Raw genomic sequence first — 24,968 nt, forward strand, 5'->3', positions numbered from 1 at the left:
CCGTTCAGATTAGGTGAACTGTTCAAAAGGTGAAAAATTATATCACAAACCGCCGTTTCGGGGGAAACTCCCTTCCGCCCCGAACAGACGGTTTTCCCAATGGACTTTTATTCACCGGATATCCCTCAGAGAAAAACGACACCGCTGCACGTTGCGACACGAAGGGAGTATACTCGCGGCAGTATAAAGATGACGAAAGGCAGTGATGACAGATGAATGTAGAAAATCAAACTCCGAACGTTGACCATCAGGAGATTGCCAAATTTGAGGCTATCGCTTCACGCTGGTGGGATTTAGAAGGCGAGTTCAAACCGTTACACCGCATTAACCCACTGCGTCTGGGCTATATTTCGCAGCGTGCGGACGGTCTGTTCGGCAAAAAAGTGCTGGACGTCGGCTGCGGCGGCGGCATTTTAGCCGAGAGCATGGCGCGTGAAGGCGCAGACGTCACCGGGCTTGATATGGGCGCAGAACCGCTACAGGTCGCACGTTTGCATGCGCTGGAGAGCGGTGTCACCCTCAACTACGTCCAGGAAACGGTAGAAGCCCATGCCCATGCTCATCCGGGCCTCTACGATGTTGTCACCTGTATGGAAATGCTGGAGCACGTTCCCGACCCGCAATCCGTGGTGCAGGCCTGCGCCAAGTTGGTCAAACCCGGCGGACATGTCTTCTTCTCCACCATCAACCGCAATGCGAAAGCGTGGCTAATGGCCGTTATCGGCGCTGAGTATGTGCTAAAAATGGTGCCGCGCGGCACGCATGACATTAAGAAATTCATCCGCCCGGCTGAGCTGATGCACTGGGTTGACAGTACGCCGCTGCGTGAAAAACACATCACCGGGCTACACTACAATCCGCTGACAGACCGCTTTAAACTGGGTCCAAACGTGGACGTGAACTACATGCTGCACACGCGCCACGATAAATAGATCGGATTCAGAGTATTCTTAAATGCTGCGCGGTTTCTTACCGCGCGCCTTGCTCCTTCTGGTGCCAAAACCAGCAAAGTCTTCAGGTTTTCTTTTTCTTATCAAAACCCAGAATGATATTGACATCGCCACAGGCCTTATCAGGCGAGGTTTTTAACAAAATATCTTTTCTTAAACCTCCAAATTAACGAAAAATCAACTCTTGTTCTTCAAAGAATCCACACTACAATACTCACCATGTAGTAGCCTTTTATCAAAAAATATCTATATCTAGTATTTATCCACAGAGTTAGTCACAGGGTGGTTTCTGTGAATAAACAGGGGATATTTTTTATTTTCACCAACAGGTAAATCCCAACATGAACCAGAGCTTGCTCGTTACCAAACGCGATGGCAGTAAAGAAAAAATCAATTTGGATAAAATCCACCGCGTCATTACCTGGGCCGCAGAGGGTTTACACAATGTCTCCGTCTCTCAGGTCGAACTTCGCTCCCACATTCAGTTTTACGACGGCATCAAGACCGCCGATATCCACGAGACCATCATTAAGGCTGCGGCCGATCTGATCTCGCGCGAAAGCCCGGATTATCAATATCTGGCTGCGCGTCTGGCTATCTTCCATCTGCGCAAGAAAGCCTACGGTCAGTTTGAGCCGCCAGCCCTGCTGACTCACGTCACCAAGATGGTGGAACTGGGCAAGTACGACAAGCATCTGCTGGAAGACTATAGCCCAGAAGAATTCGCCCAGATGGACGCTTTCATCGATCACTGGCGTGACATGAATTTCTCCTACGCGGCGGTTAAACAGCTGGAAGGGAAATATCTGGTACAAAACCGCGTCACCGGTGATATCTACGAAAGCGCCCAGTTCCTGTACATTCTGGTCGCGGCATGCCTGTTCTCCGGCTACCCGCGCGAAACGCGTCTGGATTACGTCAAACGTTTTTACGACGCCATTTCCACGTTCAAGATCTCCCTGCCAACGCCAATCATGGCGGGCGTGCGCACGCCAACGCGTCAGTTCAGCTCCTGCGTGCTGATCGAATGCGGCGACAGTCTCGATTCCATCAATGCGACATCCAGCGCAATCGTGAAATACGTTTCCCAGCGTGCCGGTATCGGCATCAACGCGGGCCGTATCCGTGCGCTCGGTAGCCCGATTCGCGGCGGTGAAGCCTTCCACACCGGCTGTATTCCTTTCTACAAACACTTCCAAACAGCGGTGAAATCCTGCTCTCAGGGTGGTGTACGCGGCGGGGCTGCCACACTGTTCTATCCGCTGTGGCATCTGGAAGTAGAAAGCCTGCTGGTGTTGAAAAACAACCGTGGTGTAGAAGGCAACCGCGTTCGCCACCTCGACTACGGCGTACAGTTGAACAAACTGATGTATCAGCGTCTGGTAAAAGGTGAAGACATCACGCTGTTCAGCCCGTCTGACGTACCGGGATTATACGACACGTTCTTCGCCGATCAGGATGAGTTCGAGCGTCTATATGTGCAATATGAGCAGGATGACAGCATCCGCAAACAGCGCATCAAAGCCGTTGAGCTGTTCTCTCTGATGATGCAGGAACGTGCTTCTACCGGTCGTATCTATATTCAGAACGTTGACCACTGCAATACGCACAGCCCGTTCGATCCGCAGATCGCCCCCGTTCGCCAGTCCAACCTGTGTCTGGAAATCGCGCTGCCGACCAAGCCGCTGGACGACGTGAACGATGAAAACGGCGAAATCGCGCTGTGTACGCTGTCTGCTTTCAACCTTGGCGCGATCAACAGCTTAGACGATCTGGAAGAGCTGGCGACGCTGGCTGTACGCGCGCTGGATGCCCTGCTGGATTATCAGGATTACCCAATCACGGCCGCAGAGCGTGGCGCGATGGGCCGCCGCACGCTGGGAATTGGCGTGATCAACTTCGCTTACTATCTGGCGAAAAACGGCGTGCGTTACTCTGACGGCAGCGCCAACAACCTGACGCACAGAACGTTTGAAGCCATTCAATACTACCTGTTGAAAGCCTCTAACGTGCTGGCGCGCGAGCAAGGTGCCTGCCCGTGGTTCAATGAAACCACCTATTCGCAGGGTATCCTGCCTATCGATACCTATAAACGCGATCTGGATGCGATCTGCAACGAGCCGCTGCATCTCGACTGGGAAGCGCTGCGTAACGACATTAAAGAGTACGGGCTGCGTAACTCCACGCTGTCAGCACTGATGCCGTCTGAGACGTCCTCTCAGATCTCCAATGCGACCAACGGTATTGAACCACCGCGCGGCCACATCAGCGTTAAAGCATCCAAAGACGGTATTCTGCGCCAGGTTGTGCCGGAATACGAAACGCTTAAAGACGCGTACGAGCTGCTGTGGGAAATGCCGAGCAACGATGGCTACCTGCAACTGGTGGGTTTGATGCAGAAGTTTGTTGATCAGGCGATCTCCTCCAACACCAATTACGATCCGTCACGTTTCCCATCAGGTCGAGTACCGATGAAACAGTTGCTGAAAGATCTGGTCACGGCCTACAAGTTCGGCGTGAAAACACTGTATTACCAAAACACCCGTGACGGCGCTGAAGACGCACAAGACGACCTGTTAGCAGAACCACAGGACGACGGCTGCGAAGGCGGCGCGTGTAAGATTTAAGCCAATAATGAAAGGCTGCCGATGCAGCCTTTCATCTTTTATAGCAGGCGTCGCTGCCCGTCCCTTATGGGCCTTCACAAGCGGCGTTAAAAAATGCTCACGGCATTTTTTTGGAGAGACTCATGGCCTATAGCACTTTTTCACAGAACAAGAATGACCAGTTGCTCGAACCGATGTTCTTCGGTCAGTCAGTTAACGTCGCGCGTTTCGATCAGCAAAAGTATGAAATTTTCGAAAAGCTGATCGAAAAGCAGCTGTCCTTTTTCTGGCGTCCGGAAGAAGTCGACGTGTCGCGCGATCGCATCGACTATCAGGCGCTGCCCGATCATGAAAAGCATATCTTCATCAGCAACCTGAAATACCAAACGCTGCTGGATTCCATTCAGGGACGTAGCCCGAACGTGGCGTTGCTGCCGCTGATTTCTATCCCTGAGCTGGAAACCTGGGTGGAAACCTGGGCGTTCTCGGAAACCATTCACTCACGCTCCTACACGCACATCATTCGTAATATCGTGAACGATCCGTCGCTGGTGTTTGACGATATCGTGACGAACGAAGAGATTCTAAAGCGTGCCAAAGATATCTCCGGTTACTACGACTCGCTGATTGAGATGACCAGCTACTATCATTTGCTGGGTGAAGGGACACATCAGGTTAATGGCAAGACCGTGACCGTAAATCTGCATACGCTGAAAAAGCAGCTGTATATCTGTCTAATGAGCGTAAACGCGCTGGAAGCGATTCGCTTCTACGTCAGCTTCGCCTGCTCCTTCGCTTTTGCAGAACGCGAACTGATGGAAGGCAACGCCAAAATCATCAAGCTGATTGCCCGTGATGAAGCGCTGCACCTGACCGGCACGCAGCACATGCTGAACCTGATGCGTTCCGGCCATGACGACCCAGAAATGGCGCAGATTGCCGAAGAGTGTCAGCAGGAGTGTTATGACCTGTTTGTGCTCGCTGCTCAGCAAGAAAAAGAGTGGGCGGAATACCTGTTCCGCGACGGCTCAATGATTGGTCTGAACAAAGATATTCTGTGCCAATACGTGGAATACATCACCAACATCCGCATGCAGGCGGTTGGGCTACCGCTGCCATTCCAGACGCGCACGAACCCTATTCCGTGGATCAACGCCTGGCTGGTATCCGATAACGTGCAGGTCGCGCCTCAGGAAGTTGAAGTCAGCTCCTATCTGGTCGGCCAGATCGATTCAGAAATCAGCGACGACGACCTGAGCGATTTCCAACTGTAAGCGATGAGCAATCCAACGATCACACTGCGCACATCCGGTGCGCAGTTTTCCTGCTCAGACGACGGCCCTTCCCTGCTGGATGTGCTGGAGTCCAACTGCGTCAGCATTGAATACCAGTGCCGCTCCGGTTATTGCGGCTCCTGTCGGTTGCGTCTGGTAAAAGGCAGAGTGGCCTATCGCCAAACTCCGCTGGCCTGCATCCAACAGGATGAAATCCTCCCCTGCTGCTGCATGCCGCAAGGCGACATCGAACTCGATATTTAGTCCCGTTCCGTCCTCGCCATACCGGCTAAACCGCCTATCGCTCTCGCTGGTGGCGGGCGCATTTCCTGCCCGCTTTCCTACGCAAGTGAGTTACACTATCCGCTGAAATCGTCTTTTGACCGATATATACCCTAAATAATTCGAGTTGCAGGCAGGCGGAGACCGAGCGAGTCCCCAGGAGCTTACACGAGTAAGTGACTGGGGTGAGTAAGGGAATCCAACGCACATGCAGCTTGAAGTATGACGGGGATAAAACAACCTGGAGGTTTTAAAACATGCTCACCGTCATTCCTATTTTGATCTTTGTTGCGCTCATCGTTGTCTGGTCAGGCATCAAAATCGTCCCCCAGGGATATCAATGGACTGTGGAACGGTTTGGTCGCTATACCAAAACACTGATGCCGGGCCTTAATCTGGTCGTGCCATTTATGGATCGTGTCGGCCGCAAAATTAATATGATGGAACAGGTGCTGGATATTCCCTCACAGGAAATCATTTCGAAAGATAACGCCAACGTCACGATCGACGCCGTGTGTTTTATCCAGGTTATCGATCCGGCACGCGCCGCCTATGAAGTCAGCAATCTGGAACAGGCTATCGTCAACCTGACGATGACCAACATCCGTACCGTTCTGGGTTCGATGGAACTGGACGAAATGCTTTCTCAGCGTGACAGCATCAATACCCGCCTACTGCACATCGTTGACGAAGCGACCAACCCGTGGGGTATTAAAATTACCCGTATTGAGATCCGCGACGTTCGTCCGCCAACAGAACTGATTGCCGCGATGAACGCACAGATGAAAGCGGAACGTAACAAACGTGCCGATATTCTGGAAGCCGAAGGGGTGCGTCAGGCCGCGATCCTGAAAGCAGAAGGGGAAAAACAGTCGCAGATCCTGAAAGCAGAAGGCCTGCGTCAGTCCGCGTTCCTGGAAGCAGAAGCGCGTGAACGTGCGGCGGAAGCAGAAGCACAGGCAACCAAAATGGTGTCCGAAGCCATCGCGGCGGGCGACATTCAGGCAGTCAACTACTTCATCGCCCAGAAATATACCGATGCACTGCAACAGATTGGTTCTTCCAATAACAGCAAAGTCATCATGATGCCGCTGGAAGCCAGCAATTTAATGGGTGCCATCGGCGGAATTGCAGAACTGGTTAAAGACAGTAAAGAAAGCCGAGGTAAATAATGGGCATTGAACTGGTGATGGAAAATGCGCACTGGTTCTGGCTGTCGCTCGGTGGCCTGCTTTTAGCCGCCGAAATGCTGGGCGCCAGTGGCTATTTGCTGTGGAGCGGCTTATCAGCGGTATTGGTTGGGCTGCTCACGTGGGTCATGCCGCTGGACTGGCCATGGCAGGGAACCATTTTTGCCATCCTGACGATCGTCACGGCGCTGCTCTGGTGGTATTGGCTGCGTAAACGGACGCTGTCACGCCCGCAGTCAACGCTCAACCAGCGCGGGCAGCAACTGATTGGCCTGCGCGCCACGCTGGCCGACCCGGTGACTAACGGTTTCGGCCGGGTAAACATCGGTGACAGCAGCTGGCGTGTAAAATCAGAGCAGGATCTGCCCGCCGGTACACATGTTGAAGTAATTGCTATTGATGGTATCACGCTGCATGTACGCCCAACAGAGCGCTAACCGCACCTATTTTAGGGGAGCCCGTCTCCCCTTTATGACGACTTATTTTTTGGCGATTTACGCTTCTGACGACTTACTCTTCTGACAACAGCCCGCCAGATTATTGATTATCGGACAGTCCGCTCCGCCGTCCCCCGGACACTGCTCGGCCAGTGCCAGCAAATGTTCACGCATCGTTTTTAGCTCTTCGATATGCATTTCGATTTCCTGCACTTTCTGCAAGGTACGCGCTTTGACATCCGCACTTCGCCGCAGCGGATCGTTAAACAGCGTCACCAGTTCCCGGCATTCATCCAGATTAAACCCAACCTGACGAGCCTGGCGCAGCAGCGTGAGTTCTTCGACGTGATGATCATCGTAGCTGCGGTAACCATTTTCAGAACGCAGCGGTGTAGTCAGAAGTTCTTTCTCTTCATAGAAGCGAATGGTTTTACTGCTAAGACCGGTTTTTTTCGCGACATCACTGATATTCATGATTTCCCCCTTGACCCTCCCCTTGCTAGAAGGTTTACCTTACCCAATAACTAGTAAAAATCAGATAGCCGGTCAACGTCTTTCACCTCCGGCTGTGATCATGGGAGAAAATTATTATGTCACAAACCATCGTGTTGTCATTGCAGGGTCTAACCTGCGGGCACTGTGTCCAACGCGTTAAAAAAGCACTGGACGCGCTGCCTGCGGTCGAACAAACCAACGTCACACAACAGTACGCCAGCGTCAGCGGCGACGTTGATTCACAAACGTTGATCGACACCATTGAACAGGCTGGCTACGAAGCGCAGCTTGCGACTACGCCAGATGTGTCCCTCCAGCTTTCCGGCCTGAGCTGCAACCACTGCGTCGCCGCTACGCGTAAAGTGCTGGAAGCCATTCCCGGCGTTGTGGCGACGGATGTCACCACAGAGCAGGCAACCGTTTATGGCAACGTTGAGGCCACGACACTAATTAGCGCGATTGAAGAAGCCGGCTATCACGCCAGCGTGCAGGAGAACATCCACCCAAAAACTGAGCCGCTGGCACAGGTAGCGACAACGCCGGAAGCGCTGCCAGCGGCCGAGAGTATTCTTCCGGCAACAACAACAGCGTTCAATAACGCTGACGACAGCGTGCAACTCCTGCTGCAGGGCATGAGTTGCGCCAGTTGCGTGAACCGTGTACAAACGGCGTTGCAAAACGTCAGCGGCGTCACGCAGGCGCGGGTCAATCTGGCCGAACGCAGTGCGTTGGTCAGCGGTCATGCCGAGCCGGAAGCGCTGATTGCTGCCATTGAGCAAGCAGGCTATGGGGCGGAAATCATTCAGGACGAAGAAGAACGCCGCGCGCGCCAGCAGCAAACCTCTCAGCAGGCTATTCGCCGTTTCCAATGGCAAGCCGCATTGGGCTTACTGCTTGGTGTTCCGCTAATGCTATGGGGCGTGCTGGGCGGCAGCATGAGTCTGACGCCAGAAAGCCAAACACCATGGCTCATCATCGGGATATTGACGCTGGCGGTGATGGTATTGGCTGGCAGCCATTTTTACCGTAACGCCTGGCGTAGCCTGAAAAACGGTGCCGCCACCATGGATACACTGGTCGCGCTAGGAACAGGTGCGGCGTGGCTTTACTCCATTACCGTTAACCTGTGGCCGGATCTTTTCCCGATGGCGGCGCGCCATCTTTATTACGAAGCGAGCGCGATGATCATCGGTTTAATCAATCTGGGCCATGCGCTGGAACAGCGTGCCCGCCAGCGCTCTTCTCGTGCGCTGGAACGACTGCTCGACTTGACGCCCCCCACCGCCCGCGTCGTAACAGAAGAAGGCGAGAAATCGATTCCGCTGTCCGATGTGCAGTCCGGCATGACGCTGCGCCTGACAACCGGCGATCGTATTCCTGTCGATGGCGAGATACTGCAAGGTGAAGTGTGGGTGGATGAAGCCATGCTCACCGGGGAACCGATCCCGCAAGTCAAAACGGCTGGCGATACGGTGCATGCGGGTACGCTGGTTTCCGACGGCAGCGTTCTCTTCCGAGCGGATGCAATTGGTAATCAAACCACGCTGTCGCGCATTATCCGGCTGGTCAGGCAGGCACAAAGTAGCAAACCCGCTATCGGCCAGTTGGCGGATCGCATCTCTGCCGTGTTTGTTCCCGTCGTTGTGGCTATCGCGCTTCTCAGCGGTGCGATCTGGTTCTTCGTTGGGCCGCAGCCGCAGGTGGTCTACACGCTCATCATCGTCACGACCGTCCTGATCATTGCCTGCCCCTGCGCACTTGGGCTGGCAACGCCGATGTCGATTATTTCCGGCGTCGGACGTGCTGCGGAGTTTGGCGTGCTGGTGCGAGATGCCGATGCCTTACAGCAGGCCAGCAAGCTGGATGTGCTGGTGTTTGACAAAACCGGTACGCTAACCGAAGGACAGCCGCGCGTTGTGGCGGTTCATACCTTCGGTGACGTGACGGAAACACAGGCGCTGGCCTGGGCGGCCTCGTTGGAACAGGGATCGAATCATCCACTGGCAAAAGCGATTCTTGAACGAGCAGAGAATCTGACGCTCACGCCAACCGAGCAGTTCCGTACACTGCGCGGTCTCGGCGTCAGCGGCAAGATCGGCGATGCCACTCTGCTGTTGGGGAATCCGGCACTGCTCAAACAGCATCAGGTCGATATCACCGAAGGTGAAGCACTGATCAACGAGCAGGCTCAGCGCGGTATCACGCCAGTATTGCTGGCGGCGAATGGTCACATCATCGCGGTGTTGTCTATCCACGATCCGCTGCGAGCGGATAGCGTCAGCGCCTTGCAGCGTCTGCACCGGCAGGGCTATCAGCTCGTCATGCTAACGGGGGACAACCCGCTCACGGCGAAAAGCATCGCGCAAGAAGCGGGTATCGACCAGGTGATTGCCGGGGTGTTGCCAGACGGAAAAGCGGAAGCCATCAAAAAGTTACAGGCTCAAGGCAAACGCGTGGCAATGATTGGTGATGGCATCAACGATGCGCCCGCGCTGGCGCAGGCCGATGTCGGCATTGCGATGGGCGGTGGCAGCGATATTGCGATTGAAACCGCCGCCATCACGCTGATGCGCCACAGCCTGCACGGTGTCGCCGATGCGCTGGCGCTCTCCAATGCCACGCTGCGCAACATGAAGCAGAACCTGCTGGGCGCGTTTATCTATAACTCGCTGGGGATCCCGATTGCCGCGGGCGTGCTTTACCCGCTGACCGGTGCGCTACTCAGCCCGGTGGTCGCCAGTGCCGCCATGGCGCTCTCCTCCATCACGGTTGTCAGCAACGCCAACCGCCTGCTGCGCTTTAAACCTAAAAGCCAGTAATGCTAACGCGGTGCGTCTCAACAACGCGCCGCGTTTCCTCTTTCGGAAATTGTCAGGTTTTTTATCGACTGTCGTCAGACCTATTTAACCAGGCTCACTCCAGCTCATGGCGTGCAGCTTCCGCCAAAAAGTGGCTGCGATCGCGATAAGTACCCGGCTGCTCCCGCACGCGATTATCAATACGCTGTATCAACGTATCAGGAAGTGAAATGTTCAATCGCTGTGGCTTTCCTTCAAAAGCCGATAGATCCACATCCAGCACAAACCAACTATCATAGTCCGCAAAATCAGGCATCGCCGCATAGATCAGATGCCCAGCATCATTAAGTCGCTTAATGTCCAGATTTCCGCGACTCACCGCTTCATCAATAAGGGCTAAAATCGCTTCCCGCGCCATGCGTGCGATATCCTGCTGGCTGTCAGCCGCAGAGAAACAGCCGTAATCATCAGTACACAATGCCGGAACGATCAGCCCATATGCCGTAGCATCATCTTTTGGCGTTTCCACACCGACTGAAAAAAACATATTGCCTCCGAAAAGGCGGGGATTAGATCCCCGCCATTTTTTTGATGGATTTGACAGTTCCAAGTGGTAAATCCTTTTTGGGATGCGGCACCGGAAACGTTTTTCCGGTAATGGGTGACCACCATATTTGGTGGCTTCCGCCATTATGCCGTTTGCACTCACAACCTGCCGCTGCCAGCTCCTTTATCAGGTCAGTTGATTTCATATATCCTCCTAACCTGATTTTATTATACACACCAATACACACCCATCAATATTTTACATGCAGGGAAAATCGATAACGAATGATCAGCCAAACACTGAGGCTTCAGTGCCCTTAGGATTGGTATACCTTGTATTGTTCCGCATCTAGCGTTTAGCATAGTTATTCCCACATCAGGAGACGGAATCAATGGGGCAACTGCTGCGTAGAATCGCGACTTTTCTTGGCTTTATTTCACCGCTGGCTTATGCCTACCCGGCGATAGACGTTCAGCTTACCAATGAACGACAGCTGCATCTGGTCGGCAGTATTCATATGGGCAGTCAGGATATGGCACCGCTACCCGATACGCTGCTGCAACAGCTCCGTCAGGCAACCGCCCTCATCGTCGAAGCCGATATCTCTGATGCGCATTCCCCCTTCGGCCATAATGATGCCGAGCCGCCGCTCGTGCAGCGCCTCAGCCCAGACAGCTACCGCCAGTTGCAAAAAATCTGCGAATCGCTCTCTTTCGATGAGAGCAATATCGATACGCTGCCAGCCTGGCAGGCCGCGCTGATGCTGCAAGCAAGGCAGGCGCAGTTGCTGGGCTTACGCCCCGACTATGGCATCGATTATCAGTTAATTAACGCGGCGAAATCTCACGGTATTCAGGTTATCGAACTAGAAGGGCAGCAGACGCAGGTTGAGTTGTTACAGCAACTGCCACAGGGTGGTTTGCTGCTGTTGGAGGATACCATTAAGCACTGGCACACCAATGCTCGCTTGTTACAAACGATGGTCGGCTGGTGGCTAGACAGCAGGCCCGGCCAATATAAGCCGGATATCCCCGCGACATTCAGCAATGAAATGACCGACCTGCTGATGGGTCAGCGTAACCGCCGCTGGCAACAGCAACTTCAGGCGCTACCACCCGGACACTACGTTGTTGCCGTCGGCGCTCTGCATCTGTATGGCGATGAAAATTTACCCATGTTGCTTAAAAACGGTCATTCAGCAACCCCGTAAAAGAACACATTATGACGCACAACCGCGTCTGCAAGATAAAACCTGTTCAAGGGTTAAGGACAGTAAAATCATGACACCCGCAGTCAATCTGCTCGAAAAGAATAAGATCGCCTTTACGCTGCACAGCTACCACCACGACAGTGACGAAACCAATTTTGGCGAGGAAGCGGCCAGAAAGCTGGGACTGAATAAAGAACAGGTTTATAAAACGCTGCTCGTTTCTCTGAATGGTGATGCGAAAAACCTCGCCGTAGCCGTCACGCCCGTCGCCGGAATGCTAGATCTCAAGAAAGTCGCTCGCGCGCTATCGGCCAAAAAAGCCGATATGGCCGATCCGGTCATCGCCCAGCGTGTAACCGGTTATCTGGTTGGGGGAATCAGCCCGCTTGGGCAAAAAAAACTGCTGCCGACCGTGATTGATGAACCAGCACGCCAGTTCGACACCATTTTCATTTCCGGCGGTAAACGCGGGTTGGATATTGAACTATCGGCAGACGATCTGGCGCGACTGCTGCGCGCCACCTTTGCCGATATCGCCAAGCATGATTAATACTCGCGATTAAATGAGCATAGCCTGCCTGACGATGTAGCATCAAAACGAAGCAGATAGCAGAGGACTCCACGGCCAGTGTGTCCCCTGCTACCGCTTCATATATTCGTCATACTTCAAGTTTCATATGCGTTGGCTGCGTTACTCGGCACACTGACATGCCCCCGCCTCGTTGGGGCCGCTGTAAGCAGCGTTCAAATTTGCCTCTGGCGGATTTGTCAGTCACCCAACTCACTGACTTGAGTAAGCTTATCGGGATGACATGAGAGACATCCTATCTCTCACCGAAGGACAGCCTTTGGTTGAGAAAATTCGTTTCCTTGCCGCGTTACGATGCTCATTGATGAACATCGCCCTAAAGGGCTAACGCTTCGCGTTATTCAAAACGAAGCACAGATAAGAGGAATAGTGCTATGCCGTCAGGCGAGCGAAAGCGTCACGGATTTCCTGTTCAGGTAAGTCCACACCAATAAACACCAGCACGCTCTTTCTTTCTTCATTCGGCTGCCATTCTCTGTCCCAGTCGGCGCTGTACAAACGCTGAACGCCCTGGAACAGCAAACGGCGATCGTCACCGTTAATAGCCAGAATGCCTTTATAACGCAGTAGATTATCGGAGAATTGCAGTAGCAGGTTTTCCATCACATCGGAAACGGACTGAAGCTCAACCGCCTTATCGAGATACACAACGATTGATTGCACGTTATTCTGCGCAGGGGCAACAAAGCGGAATACAGGCGTTTTCACGTCCAGTTTGTCACTGAGCACATTATCGCCGAGAACAAAGCCATCGATGTTAAACAACACGCTCAGATCGATATCGCCGTGTACTACGGGATAGATCGGTGCTCGCGCATTAATGCGCTGAAGACGCGGTAGCAGCGTGTCGTCTTCATTTGCCACATCGGTTTTAGTTAGCAGTATGCGGTCGGCATAGCCAATCTGCGACTGCGCGATAGTGAACTGATCGAGCTGCTGTTGCGCGTGTACCGCATCCACCAGCGTGATGATGCCATCCAGAACAAAACGCTCGCAGATAACCTCATGAGAGAAGAAAGTCTGCGCTACCGGCCCGGGATCGGCCATACCGGTGCATTCAATAATGACGTGATCAAAATCCAGCGTACCGTTATCTACGCCATCAATCAGATCGAGCAGCGCATCGGCCAACGCATTGGACTGCGTGCAGCAGATGCAGCCGTTGCTCAGTGTCGTAATTTGGCTGGCGCGTTCGCCGATTAACGTATTATCAATCGGCACTTCGCCGAATTCATTTTCAATCACGGCGATTTTATAGCCGTGATCGGCATTCAGGATATGTCGTAATAAGGTGGTTTTTCCCGCGCCGAGAAAACCGGTCAGAATAGTGACATAAAGTGGTTGAGTCATAACAGGTTCCAAATCGTTAACAGCAGCGCATCCCGCCTTTGCCATCTCCGCCGTAACGCGCCTGCTGGCGTTCGCGGAAAAATTCTTCGTACGTCATCACAGGTTTATCCGGGTGGTTGGTCTGCATATGCTGCACATAGGTGTCATAGTCTGGCATACCGACCAGCATACGCGCCGCCTGGCCCAAATATTTTCCTGCTTTTCCCAGATTGCCAAACATCATTACCTCCAGACCATCGCCTGCGATAGCGGCTAGATAAAAAATACCCTGTATAACGTTATACATTATACAGGGTATCTGTACCCGTCATCTTTCACATTCAGCCTTGCTAGCTGTCTCGCAAAATCTGACGGGCGAGTGACTTAGTGGCCGGAAGAGACTTTCACGCCACCTTCAGGAACCGGCACATACGGCGTTTCCTGATCGGTACGTTCAGCCACTTTACGGGCGGCCAGTGCCTCTTTAATACCATACGCAATAATGCTGTACACCACGATCAGGAACAGAATGCTCAGACCGGCGTTGGTATAGTTGTTGGTCACGATATGGTTCATGTTCGCAATCTGCTGCGCGCTCAGGTCAGCACCGCCTTCCGCAATTTTGCCCTTGAACATGTTCGCCATATAGAAGAAGCCTTCCAACTGCGGGTTGTCGCTGAACAGTTTCAGACCCAGCGCCCAGGTCGTACAGATCAGCAGCCAAATCGCCGGAAGCAGCGTTACCCAGATGTACTGTGTCCGTTTCATCTTAATCAGAATCACCGTACCCAGAATCAGCGCGACGGCAGCCAGCATCTGGTTAGAGATACCGAACAACGGCCACAGGCTCTTCACGCCGCCCAGCGGATCGACCACGCCTTGATACAGCAGGTAACCCCACAGGCCGACGCAGCCCGCCGTACCGATGATGCCTGCAATCAGAGAGTCGGTTTTCTTCAGGAACGGAACGAAGTTACCCAACAGATCCTGCAACATGAAGCGGCCAGCACGTGTGCCTGCATCCAGCGCAGTCAGGATGAACAGCGCTTCAAACAGAATACCGAAGTGATACCAGAAGCCCATGTCGGCACCAGGAATGATCTGGTGGAACACGTGTGCGATACCAACAGCCAGCGTTGGTGCGCCACCAGCACGGTTCAGAACAGAAGGTTCACCGATATCTTTCGCCGTTTGCAGAATCTGCTCTGGAGAAATGACGAAGCCCCAGGAGCTAACGGTCGCCGCCGCGTGGGCGGAGACATCCTGCAACTGCGCCAAGATCATCGGCGCATCCGCCGTGCCCAGTCGGTGCAGATCCGGCATCGTAATACCCAGCGCCGCTGGCGGGGTGTTCATCGCGAAGTACAGACCGGGTTCGATAATCGATGCCGCAACCAGCGCCATCACCGCAACGAAAGATTCCATCAGCATGGCACCGTAGCCGATGAAACGCGCATCGTTTTCGTTAGCCAGCAGTTTCGGTGTGGTACCGGACGCAATCAGCGCGTGGAAACCAGATACAGCGCCACAGGCGATAGTAATAAACAGGAACGGGAACAGCGTACCTTTCCAGACCGGGCCAGTGCCATCCACAAACTGCGTTACCGCTGGCATTTTCAGATCCGGGTTCAGGATCACGATACCAATCGCCAGACCGACGATGACACCGATTTTCAGGAAGGTTGCCAGATAGTCACGCGGAGCCAGAATCAACCATACCGGCAGCAGCGCAGACACGAAAGCATAGCCAATCAGCGTATAGGTAATCGTCGTATCTTTGAAGGTCAGCGCCGGGCCCCAGTACGGGTCATGTGCAACCACGCCGCCGAACCAGATCGCCAAGACCAGCAGCACGATACCCATCACTGAGACTTCACCGACTTTACCCGGACGGATAAAGCGCATGTAAATGCCCATAAACAGCGCGATCGGCACCGTTGAACAAACGGTAAAGACGCCCCATGGACTTTCTGCCAGTGCTTTCACCACAATCAGCGCCAGTACGGCAAGAATAATGATCATGATCAGGAAGCAGCCGAACAGCGCAATCGTACCCGGTACAGGGCCCAGTTCTTTCTTAACGATTTCGCCTAGCGACGCACCATTGCGGCGGGTTGAAATAAACAGAACCATGAAGTCCTGTACTGCACCTGCCAGCACTACCCCGGCCAGCAGCCATAAGGTGCCCGGCAAGTAACCGACCTGCGCGGCCAGTACCGGCCCAACCAGCGGGCCTGCACCAGCGATAGCGGCAAAGTGGTGCCCGAACAGGACGTTACGGTTCGTCGGCACATAGTTAAGACCGTCGTTATTAACAACGGCAGGAGTTGCTCTGGTCGGATCCAACTTCATGACTTTCTGTGCGATATACAGGCTGTAGTATCGATAGGCCACGAGGTAAACGGCGACAGAAGCAACAATAATCCATAATGCACTGACATGCTCACCGCGACGTAGTGCGACTACGCCGAGGCAGGCAGCCCCGATGATTCCAAGAATCATCCAGGGGATGTGTTTAAGAATGGAACTGCTCTTCATAAGACATCCTTCAATTAAAAATTACGATCGTTTGATTTTGTTAGCTGTGGAAAAAGAAACCCTGGTAAGACGTTGCGCGATAACGCTTGCCATCGCGTGTTTCGGATAAAGGAAAATCGTGGCGGCACATTACGCCATCGCGTACGCGCGTGAGGCAGGTATTTGGGTAGGCGGCAGAATAGCGAGTTAAGCGGTTAGAATGACGCGGTAAGTGGCAAGGGATAAATGGGGCGGTATAAAAAGAAAAGGCCGCGAACTTCGCGGCCAGTTGCACATTGAATGTGGTGAACGATTACGGAACCTGATACGCCAGTTTGTAATTGCCTGCCGTTACGGTGCGGAATGTCACGCTGTCGGTGCGCCAGCGGATCTCCACTTCTGCGGGAGACTGCACTTTCCAACTCGACGCATCGTTAATGTTCAGCACTAGTCGGTCAATGGTCGCGACATCTGCCGCCGGATCGGTAATATCAAGCGCGAACGCAAAGGCAAGCGAGTCCGGCACACCGTTGTTTGTGGAAAACAGTTGCGTCCACTGGGCCGCCGTAATAGCGCCAAGCTCTGCAGGCGTCATACCGTCGGCGATCAGTTTCGTTGCGCCCGCCGTATCGGCTGACAGCGCCCCCACATCAACCCACGCTCCGCTCCGCAAGACATGCCAGTTCACTAAATCCCGCGTGACAGCGACACGCACTTTGCCGTTGCCTGCCTGTGTGGCTGTGAGCGTTGCGGCATTGATTTTTGACCATACTGCGGACATCAGTGATTTTTGAATGGCTATTTGCGTGTAAGGAATATACGACGACAATAAATCAATTTGAGCATTGCCAACAACCTTGATTGGCAGCATGTCAGAAATTGATGCATTCGATATCCAGCCCGAATTAGTGAAACCACTATCGAAATCAGCGGTGGAAATTTCAGTCAAGACGCCATTATTCGCAGAATACCACTTATCCTTACTGCTAATTAAAAACTTTTCAGGCTGAAATAAGTTAAATTTCTTCAATGTTAAATAGTTATTATTATTACAACCAGCAGTAACAAATAACCGGAAACTTTTATATGTTCCAGGAGATGGCAAGCTATAGCTACGAACGGCGCCCAGCGTGTTATTGATGTCATCATTTACAACATGCAAATTATCCCAGGTATTGCCACCATCATTAGATCCCTGAAAAATCCAGTTCTTTGGTCCATTATTGTAAATGACCGTTCTGTTAGCAAAGCTATAACTGGAAATTTTCGTCGGGGTTGGTAGATCAACCCTAATCCAGTGAGGACTGGCGACAGTCGCAGCATTTAATCCTCCCCAAGAATCATATTCATTGCTAGATAAGTTATTGTTATCATCAAATGCAAAATAAGGTAAGAACTGAGGCCTGGACATATCACTAGCACTAATGACATACCCAACGGGATTTGTGTTCGATGTCATTTTGGGAACAACAGATTTTTTAACAACAGAAATATTAATAAATTTTCCATCTGCTCGAACTGGCGCAGAGTAGATGTTTCCATCCTTACTAAGCGTAAACTCTTCACCAGAAAATTCATGCATTTTACCATCAAAAATAACATCACTTGTCGCGTTATAATTAGGCTCACTCGATGCATTAAAGTCATCAACCACATAAGTCTGATTCGCCGCACCCGCTTCTTCTTTCAGCGCATACGCCGCGAGGTTAAATGTATTTTGTGGGCTAATGCTGAACGCGTGATTCTGCCCCGCCGTTACGCCCTGACGATCGGCAACGATATAGCCCGAACCGCCTGCGCCCGTCCCCCCCACCGCGCTAATTACCGTTTTCTCATTCACCGGGTTATAACTCAGCGTTACACCTGCCCCAGCCTCCAGCGAGGAATGAATAAGCTGCTTCGTTTTTGGCGTGTAGTCAGTGATTTCCGCCGTGGTATGAGTATGCCCGATGGCTGCAACGCCCATTTGTGCCGGCGTAGGTGAAATATCACCACTACCCAGCAGCGATTGACCAAAGACAGTGCGGATAGTGGTACCAGAGAGTAATGCGTCCTGCTTTGCATTCCAGACCGCCTTTTCATCCGGCGAGGCAAATTGCCTGGTGGCAGTTTCAGTAATTTGATCGGCCGTATAGTCCCCAGCTTGTGCGGTTACGATGCCGGTACGCCCGAATACAGAAGCAACACCGGAGACGCCGGGTTCTTGACCGCCGCCATTATCTGAATGGCAGCAGGTATAGGGATTAACCTGAATAGGAGGATGAACGATACATGTTGATTTACCTGTGCTGTCACAAACATTGATTTCAATATTAATGTCTTTCATGGTGCTGATGACTCCGTTAATAAAAGGCACAGGGAGTATCATTCATTAGGCAGGGGCATGATTTTAAAGCACTTTACTAAGCGCCAGATGATTTAATAAATGAAATCAGCAAATTAGATTCAATTCATTTTTGTAATGCGCGGCTTACATGCAGCACAGCCTTTAAGAGCTCACACAGAAAAAATGGCGGTTTCAGTCATCAGCAAAGAGACAAAAACCGCCATGATTATTAGTTACTTATAAACAATCTCACCTTTCGGCGCGTAGGCTTCCGCGTCCAGCGGAGAGTGCTTCTCGATATATTGTTTCAGCACTTCAGCATCGACAAAGCCGGTGTTCACATAGCCCGGCAGATTATCAAGACGCGGGTAGCCATCGCCGCCCATCGCATTAAAGTTCAGCGTTGCCATGCGATAAACTTTATCGGCCTGCAATGGCTCACCTTTGATTTTCACGTTCCGTACGCCCTGCCCGTCCGCCGTCAAACTGACGTTGAGGAATTGCGCATAGGCACCGGAATCCACCTTTTTATTCGCTGCGACGGCCAGATATTTCTCGACATCGCTGCCTTTCATATCCACATAAACCAGCGTGTTGGCAAACGGCTGAACCTTAAGGACATCTTTATAAGTGATCTCACCGGATTCAATCGAGTCACGAACGCCACCGCCGCTCATGACAGCAAAATCCGCACCTGCACGCTCAAGTTGTGCCGACAGCAGCACGTGCGCCAGATTGGTCTGACGGAAACGCACCTGATTACGATCGCCTTCGAGTTTGCCTTTCACACTGCCGATCCTGATGCCCAACTGCGCCTGCCCTTTTTCCTGGAACGGCGTCAGCATTTTCACAACGTCAGGATCCTGCGTGATTTCATGCGTATAGAAAACACGTTCGGTCTTGCCGTCTTTTTCTATCTTTTTCTTCAGGTTGATGGGGATCAACTGATAGTGCTCAAGCTTCAATTCACCATTGCGGAAGGTGAAATCAGCACGGCCAAGATATTTCCCCCACTCATGCGCCTGAACAATCCAGGTGCCGTTCTGACGATCGGGAGCACAAGGCGTACCCGGCACATAATCCACCTGTTTTCTATTTTCCTGCGCCATACAGACCGGATCCTGCGAGTGCCCCCCGACGATCATGTCCAAATAGCCGGCTGGCAGGCTACGTGCCATTTCTACATCGCCCGGTGCATTGGAACCATGATTACCGTCGTCATAGTGCCCCATGTGCGTCGCAGCAATAATCACATCTGGCTTTTCGCTCTTACGCAATTGTTCAACAACCTGCTTCGCTTCCGTAGAAGGATTACGGAATTCGATATCGGTAAAATACTCAGGATTGCCTAATTTGGCCGTATCGTCCGTTGTCAGGCCGATAACCGCGATTTTCACACCTTGCTTGTCGAACAGAGCATAAGGCTTAAATAAGCGCTGATTGGTGCTTTTCTGGTAGATATTGGCCGATAACAGCGGGAATTTTGCCCATTTCTCCTGCTGACGCAGGACAGACAGTGGATTATCAAATTCGTGGTTGCCAAGCGCCATCGCATCATAGCCAACCATGTTCATACCACGAAAATCTGGCTCCGCATCCTGTAAATCGGACTCAGGCACGCCAGTATTAATATCACCGCCGGAAAGCAGCAATACGCTGCCACCTTTACTCGCCACTTCCTGACGAATCTGATCGACCAGCGTTTTTTGCGCCGCCAGCCCATATTCGCCGTGATCGTTATGCCAGAAGTGGCCGTGGTGGTCATTCGTATGCAAAATGGTGATGGCGTATGTTTTATCTTTCACCCAAGCCATTGACATAACAGGTGTTAGCGCCAGCGATACCGCCATCGCACATCCCAGAGCTTTTATTGAAAAGCGCATGATAAATCTCCGTTTATTTTAAAGACGCAGTGGAACCACTGAGAAATTCACCACACAAATTAGCACAGCAAGATGAACAATGCGCGAAGCACATTCGCCCCGTCCGTCAGCAATGTGCGATAGCCGACAAAATCAGATGAGGTATAACCGCTATAGTGATAGCTCGCCGACCCGATGCTGTCGTCGTGCCGTCACGAACTCTTGCTAATATGGATGCTTCACCGAAATAACCCGGCATCACACCGTTTATCCTCTGTTTTCCGACGTTTTACACCGGTGGATAAAATTATTCCGCTGAATACATAGAAAAGCAGTAAGGTATTAGCACCGAGAACATCACGCTATCAGAATAATTACGCATGTTTATCAATGCTTATCGCGAGAAACCATCCTGAAATCTGTGTTACACTACCTTTAGCTGGAGAAACTGATATTTTTCATAAAATACCACTTTTACCCAAGCAACATTTCGCTATATGCAATAGAATTTGTGTATACCCAGAATAATTGGCGTTGCAGCCAGACAGCAAACGAACGGATCCAATACGCTTTTCGGTACATACATAAGAGTGATAAGGGTACGTAAGCGCCGCTAGCCACGCTGTAGCTTCAAGGCAAGAAGGGTAAATCCGCTCAATTACGTTTCACCTATGGCACAAGGAGTTGGGATGCATGCTGCAACACCGCTAATTTCTACTATCGCTGGAGGGCTGGTTCTTGCCTTCCTCCTGGGCATTCTGGCAAACCGCCTGCGAATCTCTCCCCTTGTTGGTTACCTTACCGCAGGCGTACTTGTCGGTCCTTTTACCCCTGGCTTTGTCGCTGATACGTCACTGGCCTCCGAGCTGGCTGAACTTGGCGTCATCCTGCTGATGTTTGGCGTCGGCCTGCACTTCTCGCTGAAAGACCTCATGGCGGTAAAGTCCATCGCCATTCCTGGCGCCATAGCCCAGATTGCCGTGGCGACGCTGCTTGGAATGGGATTATCCTCCATGCTGGGTTGGAGCCTGGCGAGCGGCCTGGTTTTCGGCCTCTGTCTGTCCACCGCCAGTACCGTGGTTCTGCTACGCGCGCTGGAGGAACGACAGCTTATTGATAGCCAACGCGGTCAAATCGCCATCGGCTGGCTGATTGTGGAAGATCTGGCGATGGTGCTGACGCTGGTTCTGCTACCGGCCTTCGGCGATATGATCGGCGCTGAGCATGCTGACACCAGCAAACTGCTAGCCGATTTGGCCTGGACCATCGGTAAAGTGATTGCGTTTATCACCCTGATGATTGTTGTGGGTCGCCGTCTGGTGCCGTGGGTGTTGGCAAAAAGCGCCAGCACTGGTTCACGCGAGCTTTTCACGCTGGCGGTGTTAGCAATGGCACTGGGTATCGCCTTCGGCGCAGTGAAACTGTTTGATGTCTCCTTTGCGCTGGGTGCCTTCTTCGCTGGCGTGGTACTAAACGAATCAGAACTCAGCCAGCGTGCGGCGCACGATACGCTGCCGCTGCGCGATGCTTTCGCCGTACTGTTCTTCGTTTCTGTCGGTATGCTGTTTGATCCGATGATCCTGCTCAACGACCCCATTTCCGTGCTGATCACCCTGGCCATTATCGTGTTCGGTAAGTCAGCCGCCGCTTTCGTGCTGGTTCGACTCTTTGGCCACTCAAAACGGACGGCATTAACGATTTCCGCCAGTCTGGCGCAGATCGGTGAGTTTGCCTTTATTTTGGCTGGGCTCGGCATTGTGTTGGGGCTGCTGTCCGAAGAGGGGCGGAATCTGGTGCTGGCCGGCGCTATACTCTCCATCATGATAAACCCGCTGCTGTTTACGCTGCTTGAACGCTATCTGGCGAAGCATGAAACCATCGAAGAGCAGATCGTGGAAGAAGCGATTGAGGAAGAGAAACAGATTCCTGTCGATATGTGCAATCATGCGCTGCTGGTCGGCTATGGTCGCGTAGGGAGCCTGATTGGTGCCAAACTGCATCAGGCTGGCATTCCCATCGTGGTCATTGAGAATTCCCGTACCCGCGTTGATGCCTTGCGTGAACAGGGAATTAAAGCGGTATTGGGTAACGCGACCAAGCCTGAAATCATGGACATTGCGCGTCTGGACTGTGCCCGCTGGTTATTGCTGACGATTCCGAACGGCTATGAAGCGGGGGAAATTGTCGCGGCAGCCCGTGAGAAGCGCGCTGACCTGGAGATTATTGCCCGCGCGCACTACGACGATGAAGTCAGCTACATTACCGAGCACGGTGCCAACGAGGTGGTCATGGGCGAGCGGGAGATTGCCAATAGCATGATCACGCTGCTGAAGCTGGATGATGTTCCCCCAGCACCTCAGGCGTGTCCTATCTAAATAGCGGCACGTTAGAGACAAACAAAAATGGCGGGCAAATATAAGCCCGCCATTTTTTTACGCTGTGCGCCATGTCTTCAAACATCACCAGACAAGGCAATCTCGTCCCTACTCTGCTTTACTCACTAACTGTTCCAGCAGATCGATGTGCAGCGGATCGTCATTAAGCGCCGGAATATAGTGGAAAGCCTCTCCGCCTGCATGAAGGAAAATTTCACGGTTCTGTTCCTGAATCTCTTCCAACGTTTCCAGACAGTCAGCAGCAAAACCTGGGCACATAATCTGAATATGTTTAACGCCCTGCGCGGGCAGCCCCTGCATGGTTTCATCCGTGTACGGCGTCAGCCAGGGTTCACGGCCAAAGCGCGACTGGAAGGTCATCATCACTTTCTCTGCCGGTAGTCCCAGTGCGGCAATCAGCGCCTCTGTCGTCGCCCGACAGCGCTGCGGATAGTCATCTCCTTCATTGGCATACCGCACGGGGATACCGTGATAAGAGATTACTAACCTGTCCGGTTCACCATGTTCAGCAAAAGACTGCTCGACACGGTGCTTCAGCGCTGCAATATAAGCAGAATGCTCGGCGTAATCACGGATAAAGCGAATCGCAGGCAGTTGGCGATTATCACGCAGCTGTGTCGCTAGCCCATCCCACACTGCTGCGGTTGTTGAGCAGGAATATTGCGGATACATCGGCAAGACCACCAGTTGCGTTACGCCCTGCGCCAGTAATTTATCCAGCGCCGAACGCAGGCTGGGTGAACCATAGCTCATCCCCAGCTCAACGGGCGTTTCCGGCATTCGCGCCGCCAGTGCCTGCTGCTGTCGACGGCTAATCACCAACAGCGGCGATCCTCCTTCCATCCAGACCGATTGATAGAGCTTCGCCACTCGTGGTGAGCGAGTTGGCAGAATGATACCGCGCAGCAGCGGCCACCATAGCAGACGTGGCGTATCCACTACGCGGCGATCGCTCAGAAACTCCGCCAGATAACGCTTCACCGCCTGCGGCGTCGGCGCATCGGGTGTCCCTAAGTTCACCATCAGCACACCGTATTTCTCTTGTTTCATCGCCGTCTTCCTTTTATGGAGAAGCAGGCCTTCTTTCAGCCCGCCAGTGCGTAACATCAAGTGTCCATTGTAGCGAAAAAAAGCTAAACAAATACGGGTAGATAGCAGGGATAACGCCGATGCTATCAATAGAGGAAACCAAGCCTGTGAGGATTTTAGAACGAAAAAATGCCAGACCGTCGTCTGGCATTTCTGTGACAAGGTGGGACTCGCAGCGAAAAATTAGCCCAGAATAGTTTCCAGTTCTGCGCGAACTTCTTCCACTTTACGCGTGCCTTCTACTTTGAAATAGCGCGTGTTGCCCGCATCCGCTTCTTTCTGATAGTAAGAAACCAGTGGTGCCGTCTGCTGATGATATTCAACCAGACGCTTACGCACGGTATCTTCGTGATCGTCTTTACGAATAGTCAGCTCTTCGCCCGTCACGTCGTCTTTGCCTTCAACTTTAGGCGGATTGAATTTTACATGATAGACACGACCAGACGCGGCATGGACGCGACGACCAACGATACGATCGATAATCAGTTCGTCAGGAACGGCAAATTCGATAACGTAATCGACATTGATGCCTGCTTCTTTCATGGCATCAGCTTGCGGGATGGTGCGTGGGAAGCCATCCAGCAGAAAACCGTTACGGCAATCGTCCTGGGCGATGCGCTCTTTAACCAGAGCAATGACCAGTTCATCAGTGACCAGTTTACCCGCGTCCATGATTTCTTTAGCCTGCTTGCCCAATTCAGTACCGGCTTTTACCGCTGCACGCAGCATGTCACCCGTGGAAATCTGCGGAATACCGTATTTTTCCATGATGAATTGAGCCTGAGTACCTTTGCCTGCGCCCGGAGCGCCCAGCAGAATAATACGCATCGCGTAAATCCCCTTGCTATGTAATATTTATAAAATAAATTTGAAAAACGCTAAACCATACCATTCCAGACGCTTATGCTCAAGGAACGGGCACGCTTCAGCAACGCGCAGGCAGACGAAAAAAAGCCTGATACCCAAAAATACGGTTTGCCGTCTGCCCAATGTTGCCATTCAGTGTAGACGAAGAAATGTGCAATAACGGAAGGAAACGTAAAAATCGGGGGGAAAGACCCCGGTTAACTC

Annotated in this window: 20 protein-coding genes; 10 read left to right on the plus strand and 10 right to left on the minus strand. The window is 52.4% G+C overall.

Translation table 11 applies throughout. The features are described from left to right. Positions 1-212 precede the first annotated feature (212 nt). The 6 genes from ubiG to O1Q74_RS14505 all read left to right on the plus strand — a co-directional run bounded on the left by ubiG (position 213) and on the right by O1Q74_RS14505 (position 6,739). Positions 213-932: a bifunctional 2-polyprenyl-6-hydroxyphenol methylase/3-demethylubiquinol 3-O-methyltransferase UbiG gene (gene ubiG / locus O1Q74_RS14480; protein WP_271874080.1), complete on the plus strand. Its 720-nt coding sequence runs from the start codon at positions 213-215 to the stop codon at positions 930-932. Between the two features lie 359 nt (positions 933-1,291). Then, positions 1,292-3,577 carry a class 1a ribonucleoside-diphosphate reductase subunit alpha gene (gene nrdA / locus O1Q74_RS14485; RefSeq protein WP_271874083.1) on the plus strand — a complete coding sequence of 762 codons (2,286 nt, stop codon included), beginning with the start codon at positions 1,292-1,294 and terminating at the stop codon, positions 3,575-3,577. Between the two features lie 122 nt (positions 3,578-3,699). Then, positions 3,700-4,830, plus strand: a complete 1,131-nt coding sequence (nrdB, locus tag O1Q74_RS14490) for a class Ia ribonucleoside-diphosphate reductase subunit beta (RefSeq protein WP_010284080.1) — start codon at positions 3,700-3,702, stop codon at positions 4,828-4,830. Positions 4,831-4,833: 3 nt separating this feature from the next. Then, positions 4,834-5,094, plus strand: a complete 261-nt coding sequence (gene yfaE / locus O1Q74_RS14495) for a class I ribonucleotide reductase maintenance protein YfaE (RefSeq protein WP_271874089.1) — start codon at positions 4,834-4,836, stop codon at positions 5,092-5,094. A gap of 275 nt (positions 5,095-5,369) precedes the next feature. Beyond that, positions 5,370-6,284: an SPFH domain-containing protein gene (locus O1Q74_RS14500; protein ID WP_271874090.1), complete on the plus strand. Its 915-nt coding sequence runs from the start codon at positions 5,370-5,372 to the stop codon at positions 6,282-6,284. Further along, complete coding sequence (locus O1Q74_RS14505) at positions 6,284-6,739, plus strand: NfeD family protein (RefSeq protein WP_271874091.1); 456 nt, start codon at positions 6,284-6,286, stop codon at positions 6,737-6,739. Before O1Q74_RS14500 ends, O1Q74_RS14505 begins: the two co-directional genes overlap by 1 nt. A 57-nt stretch (positions 6,740-6,796) precedes the next feature. Here the strand turns inward: O1Q74_RS14505 and cueR are convergent, their stop codons facing one another. Then, entirely contained in the window at positions 6,797-7,213 is a 417-nt protein-coding gene (cueR, locus tag O1Q74_RS14510) for a Cu(I)-responsive transcriptional regulator (RefSeq protein ID WP_271874092.1), read from the minus strand. Positions 7,214-7,329: 116 nt separating this feature from the next. On the opposite strand from cueR, the gene copA reads away from it, so the two are divergent. Further along, on the plus strand, positions 7,330-10,053 hold the full coding sequence (gene copA, locus O1Q74_RS14515; RefSeq protein ID WP_271874094.1) for a copper-exporting P-type ATPase CopA: 2,724 nt from the start codon (positions 7,330-7,332) through the stop codon (positions 10,051-10,053). Positions 10,054-10,147: 94 nt separating this feature from the next. Here the strand turns inward: copA and O1Q74_RS14520 are convergent, their stop codons facing one another. Both O1Q74_RS14520 and O1Q74_RS14525 read right to left on the minus strand, forming a co-directional pair. Then, complete coding sequence (locus O1Q74_RS14520; protein ID WP_180742286.1) at positions 10,148-10,579, minus strand: type II toxin-antitoxin system HicB family antitoxin; 432 nt, start codon at positions 10,577-10,579, stop codon at positions 10,148-10,150. Positions 10,580-10,601: 22 nt separating this feature from the next. Next, the gene (locus tag O1Q74_RS14525) at positions 10,602-10,784 is read right to left on the minus strand and encodes a type II toxin-antitoxin system HicA family toxin (protein WP_039485998.1); all 183 of its coding nucleotides are present in this window, start codon (positions 10,782-10,784) and stop codon (positions 10,602-10,604) included. A gap of 186 nt (positions 10,785-10,970) precedes the next feature. On the opposite strand from O1Q74_RS14525, the gene O1Q74_RS14530 reads away from it, so the two are divergent. Both O1Q74_RS14530 and ybaK read left to right on the plus strand, forming a co-directional pair. Next, on the plus strand, positions 10,971-11,789 hold the full coding sequence (locus O1Q74_RS14530; protein WP_271874098.1) for a TraB/GumN family protein: 819 nt from the start codon (positions 10,971-10,973) through the stop codon (positions 11,787-11,789). 70 nt (positions 11,790-11,859) lie between these two features. Next, positions 11,860-12,339, plus strand: a complete 480-nt coding sequence (gene ybaK, locus O1Q74_RS14535; RefSeq protein WP_271874100.1) for a Cys-tRNA(Pro)/Cys-tRNA(Cys) deacylase YbaK — start codon at positions 11,860-11,862, stop codon at positions 12,337-12,339. Between the two features lie 411 nt (positions 12,340-12,750). Here ybaK and yjiA read toward each other — a convergent pair whose 3' ends face one another. From yjiA to ushA, 5 genes are all read right to left on the minus strand, one after another. Further along, on the minus strand, positions 12,751-13,728 hold the full coding sequence (gene yjiA / locus O1Q74_RS14540) for a GTPase (RefSeq protein WP_271874103.1): 978 nt from the start codon (positions 13,726-13,728) through the stop codon (positions 12,751-12,753). Positions 13,729-13,744: 16 nt separating this feature from the next. Continuing rightward, positions 13,745-13,948 (minus strand): YbdD/YjiX family protein, encoded by a 204-nt coding sequence (locus tag O1Q74_RS14545; protein WP_039353071.1) that lies wholly within the window; start codon positions 13,946-13,948, stop codon positions 13,745-13,747. A 143-nt stretch (positions 13,949-14,091) separates the two neighbouring features. Then, positions 14,092-16,245, minus strand: a complete 2,154-nt coding sequence (locus O1Q74_RS14550) for a carbon starvation CstA family protein (RefSeq protein ID WP_271874106.1) — start codon at positions 16,243-16,245, stop codon at positions 14,092-14,094. 292 nt (positions 16,246-16,537) lie between these two features. Further along, positions 16,538-18,550 (minus strand): discoidin domain-containing protein, encoded by a 2,013-nt coding sequence (locus tag O1Q74_RS14555; RefSeq protein ID WP_271874108.1) that lies wholly within the window; start codon positions 18,548-18,550, stop codon positions 16,538-16,540. 233 nt (positions 18,551-18,783) lie between these two features. After that, positions 18,784-20,433, minus strand: a complete 1,650-nt coding sequence (gene ushA / locus O1Q74_RS14560; RefSeq protein ID WP_271874111.1) for a bifunctional UDP-sugar hydrolase/5'-nucleotidase UshA — start codon at positions 20,431-20,433, stop codon at positions 18,784-18,786. A gap of 668 nt (positions 20,434-21,101) precedes the next feature. Here ushA and ybaL point away from each other — a divergent pair. After that, the gene (gene ybaL / locus O1Q74_RS14565) at positions 21,102-22,787 is read left to right on the plus strand and encodes a YbaL family putative K(+) efflux transporter (RefSeq protein ID WP_271874114.1); all 1,686 of its coding nucleotides are present in this window, start codon (positions 21,102-21,104) and stop codon (positions 22,785-22,787) included. A gap of 108 nt (positions 22,788-22,895) precedes the next feature. Here ybaL and hemH read toward each other — a convergent pair whose 3' ends face one another. Together hemH and adk are read right to left on the minus strand one after the other, a co-directional pair. Then, on the minus strand, positions 22,896-23,858 hold the full coding sequence (gene hemH / locus O1Q74_RS14570) for a ferrochelatase (protein ID WP_271874115.1): 963 nt from the start codon (positions 23,856-23,858) through the stop codon (positions 22,896-22,898). 222 nt (positions 23,859-24,080) lie between these two features. Continuing rightward, positions 24,081-24,725, minus strand: a complete 645-nt coding sequence (gene adk / locus O1Q74_RS14575; RefSeq protein ID WP_225087244.1) for an adenylate kinase — start codon at positions 24,723-24,725, stop codon at positions 24,081-24,083. Positions 24,726-24,968 lie beyond the last annotated feature (243 nt).

Source organism: Pectobacterium sp. A5351 (assembly GCF_028335745.1).
GTDB lineage: Bacteria > Pseudomonadota > Gammaproteobacteria > Enterobacterales > Enterobacteriaceae > Pectobacterium.

Coding starts and splice junctions, on each gene's coding strand:
- O1Q74_RS14525 (WP_039485998.1), bottom strand. CDS start 10,784: ATGAAATCAACTGACCTGATAAAGGAGCTGGCAGCGGCAGGTTGTGAG.
- O1Q74_RS14500 (WP_271874090.1), top strand. CDS start 5,370: ATGCTCACCGTCATTCCTATTTTGATCTTTGTTGCGCTCATCGTTGTC.
- cueR (WP_271874092.1), bottom strand. CDS start 7,213: ATGAATATCAGTGATGTCGCGAAAAAAACCGGTCTTAGCAGTAAAACC.
- O1Q74_RS14545 (WP_039353071.1), bottom strand. CDS start 13,948: ATGTTTGGCAATCTGGGAAAAGCAGGAAAATATTTGGGCCAGGCGGCG.
- yfaE (WP_271874089.1), top strand. CDS start 4,834: ATGAGCAATCCAACGATCACACTGCGCACATCCGGTGCGCAGTTTTCC.
- nrdA (WP_271874083.1), top strand. CDS start 1,292: ATGAACCAGAGCTTGCTCGTTACCAAACGCGATGGCAGTAAAGAAAAA.
- hemH (WP_271874115.1), bottom strand. CDS start 23,858: ATGAAACAAGAGAAATACGGTGTGCTGATGGTGAACTTAGGGACACCC.
- copA (WP_271874094.1), top strand. CDS start 7,330: ATGTCACAAACCATCGTGTTGTCATTGCAGGGTCTAACCTGCGGGCAC.
- ybaK (WP_271874100.1), top strand. CDS start 11,860: ATGACACCCGCAGTCAATCTGCTCGAAAAGAATAAGATCGCCTTTACG.
- yjiA (WP_271874103.1), bottom strand. CDS start 13,728: ATGACTCAACCACTTTATGTCACTATTCTGACCGGTTTTCTCGGCGCG.
- ushA (WP_271874111.1), bottom strand. CDS start 20,433: ATGCGCTTTTCAATAAAAGCTCTGGGATGTGCGATGGCGGTATCGCTG.
- O1Q74_RS14550 (WP_271874106.1), bottom strand. CDS start 16,245: ATGAAGAGCAGTTCCATTCTTAAACACATCCCCTGGATGATTCTTGGA.
- ubiG (WP_271874080.1), top strand. CDS start 213: ATGAATGTAGAAAATCAAACTCCGAACGTTGACCATCAGGAGATTGCC.
- O1Q74_RS14555 (WP_271874108.1), bottom strand. CDS start 18,550: ATGAAAGACATTAATATTGAAATCAATGTTTGTGACAGCACAGGTAAA.
- O1Q74_RS14520 (WP_180742286.1), bottom strand. CDS start 10,579: ATGTTTTTTTCAGTCGGTGTGGAAACGCCAAAAGATGATGCTACGGCA.
- O1Q74_RS14530 (WP_271874098.1), top strand. CDS start 10,971: ATGGGGCAACTGCTGCGTAGAATCGCGACTTTTCTTGGCTTTATTTCA.
- ybaL (WP_271874114.1), top strand. CDS start 21,102: ATGCATGCTGCAACACCGCTAATTTCTACTATCGCTGGAGGGCTGGTT.
- nrdB (WP_010284080.1), top strand. CDS start 3,700: ATGGCCTATAGCACTTTTTCACAGAACAAGAATGACCAGTTGCTCGAA.
- O1Q74_RS14505 (WP_271874091.1), top strand. CDS start 6,284: ATGGGCATTGAACTGGTGATGGAAAATGCGCACTGGTTCTGGCTGTCG.
- adk (WP_225087244.1), bottom strand. CDS start 24,725: ATGCGTATTATTCTGCTGGGCGCTCCGGGCGCAGGCAAAGGTACTCAG.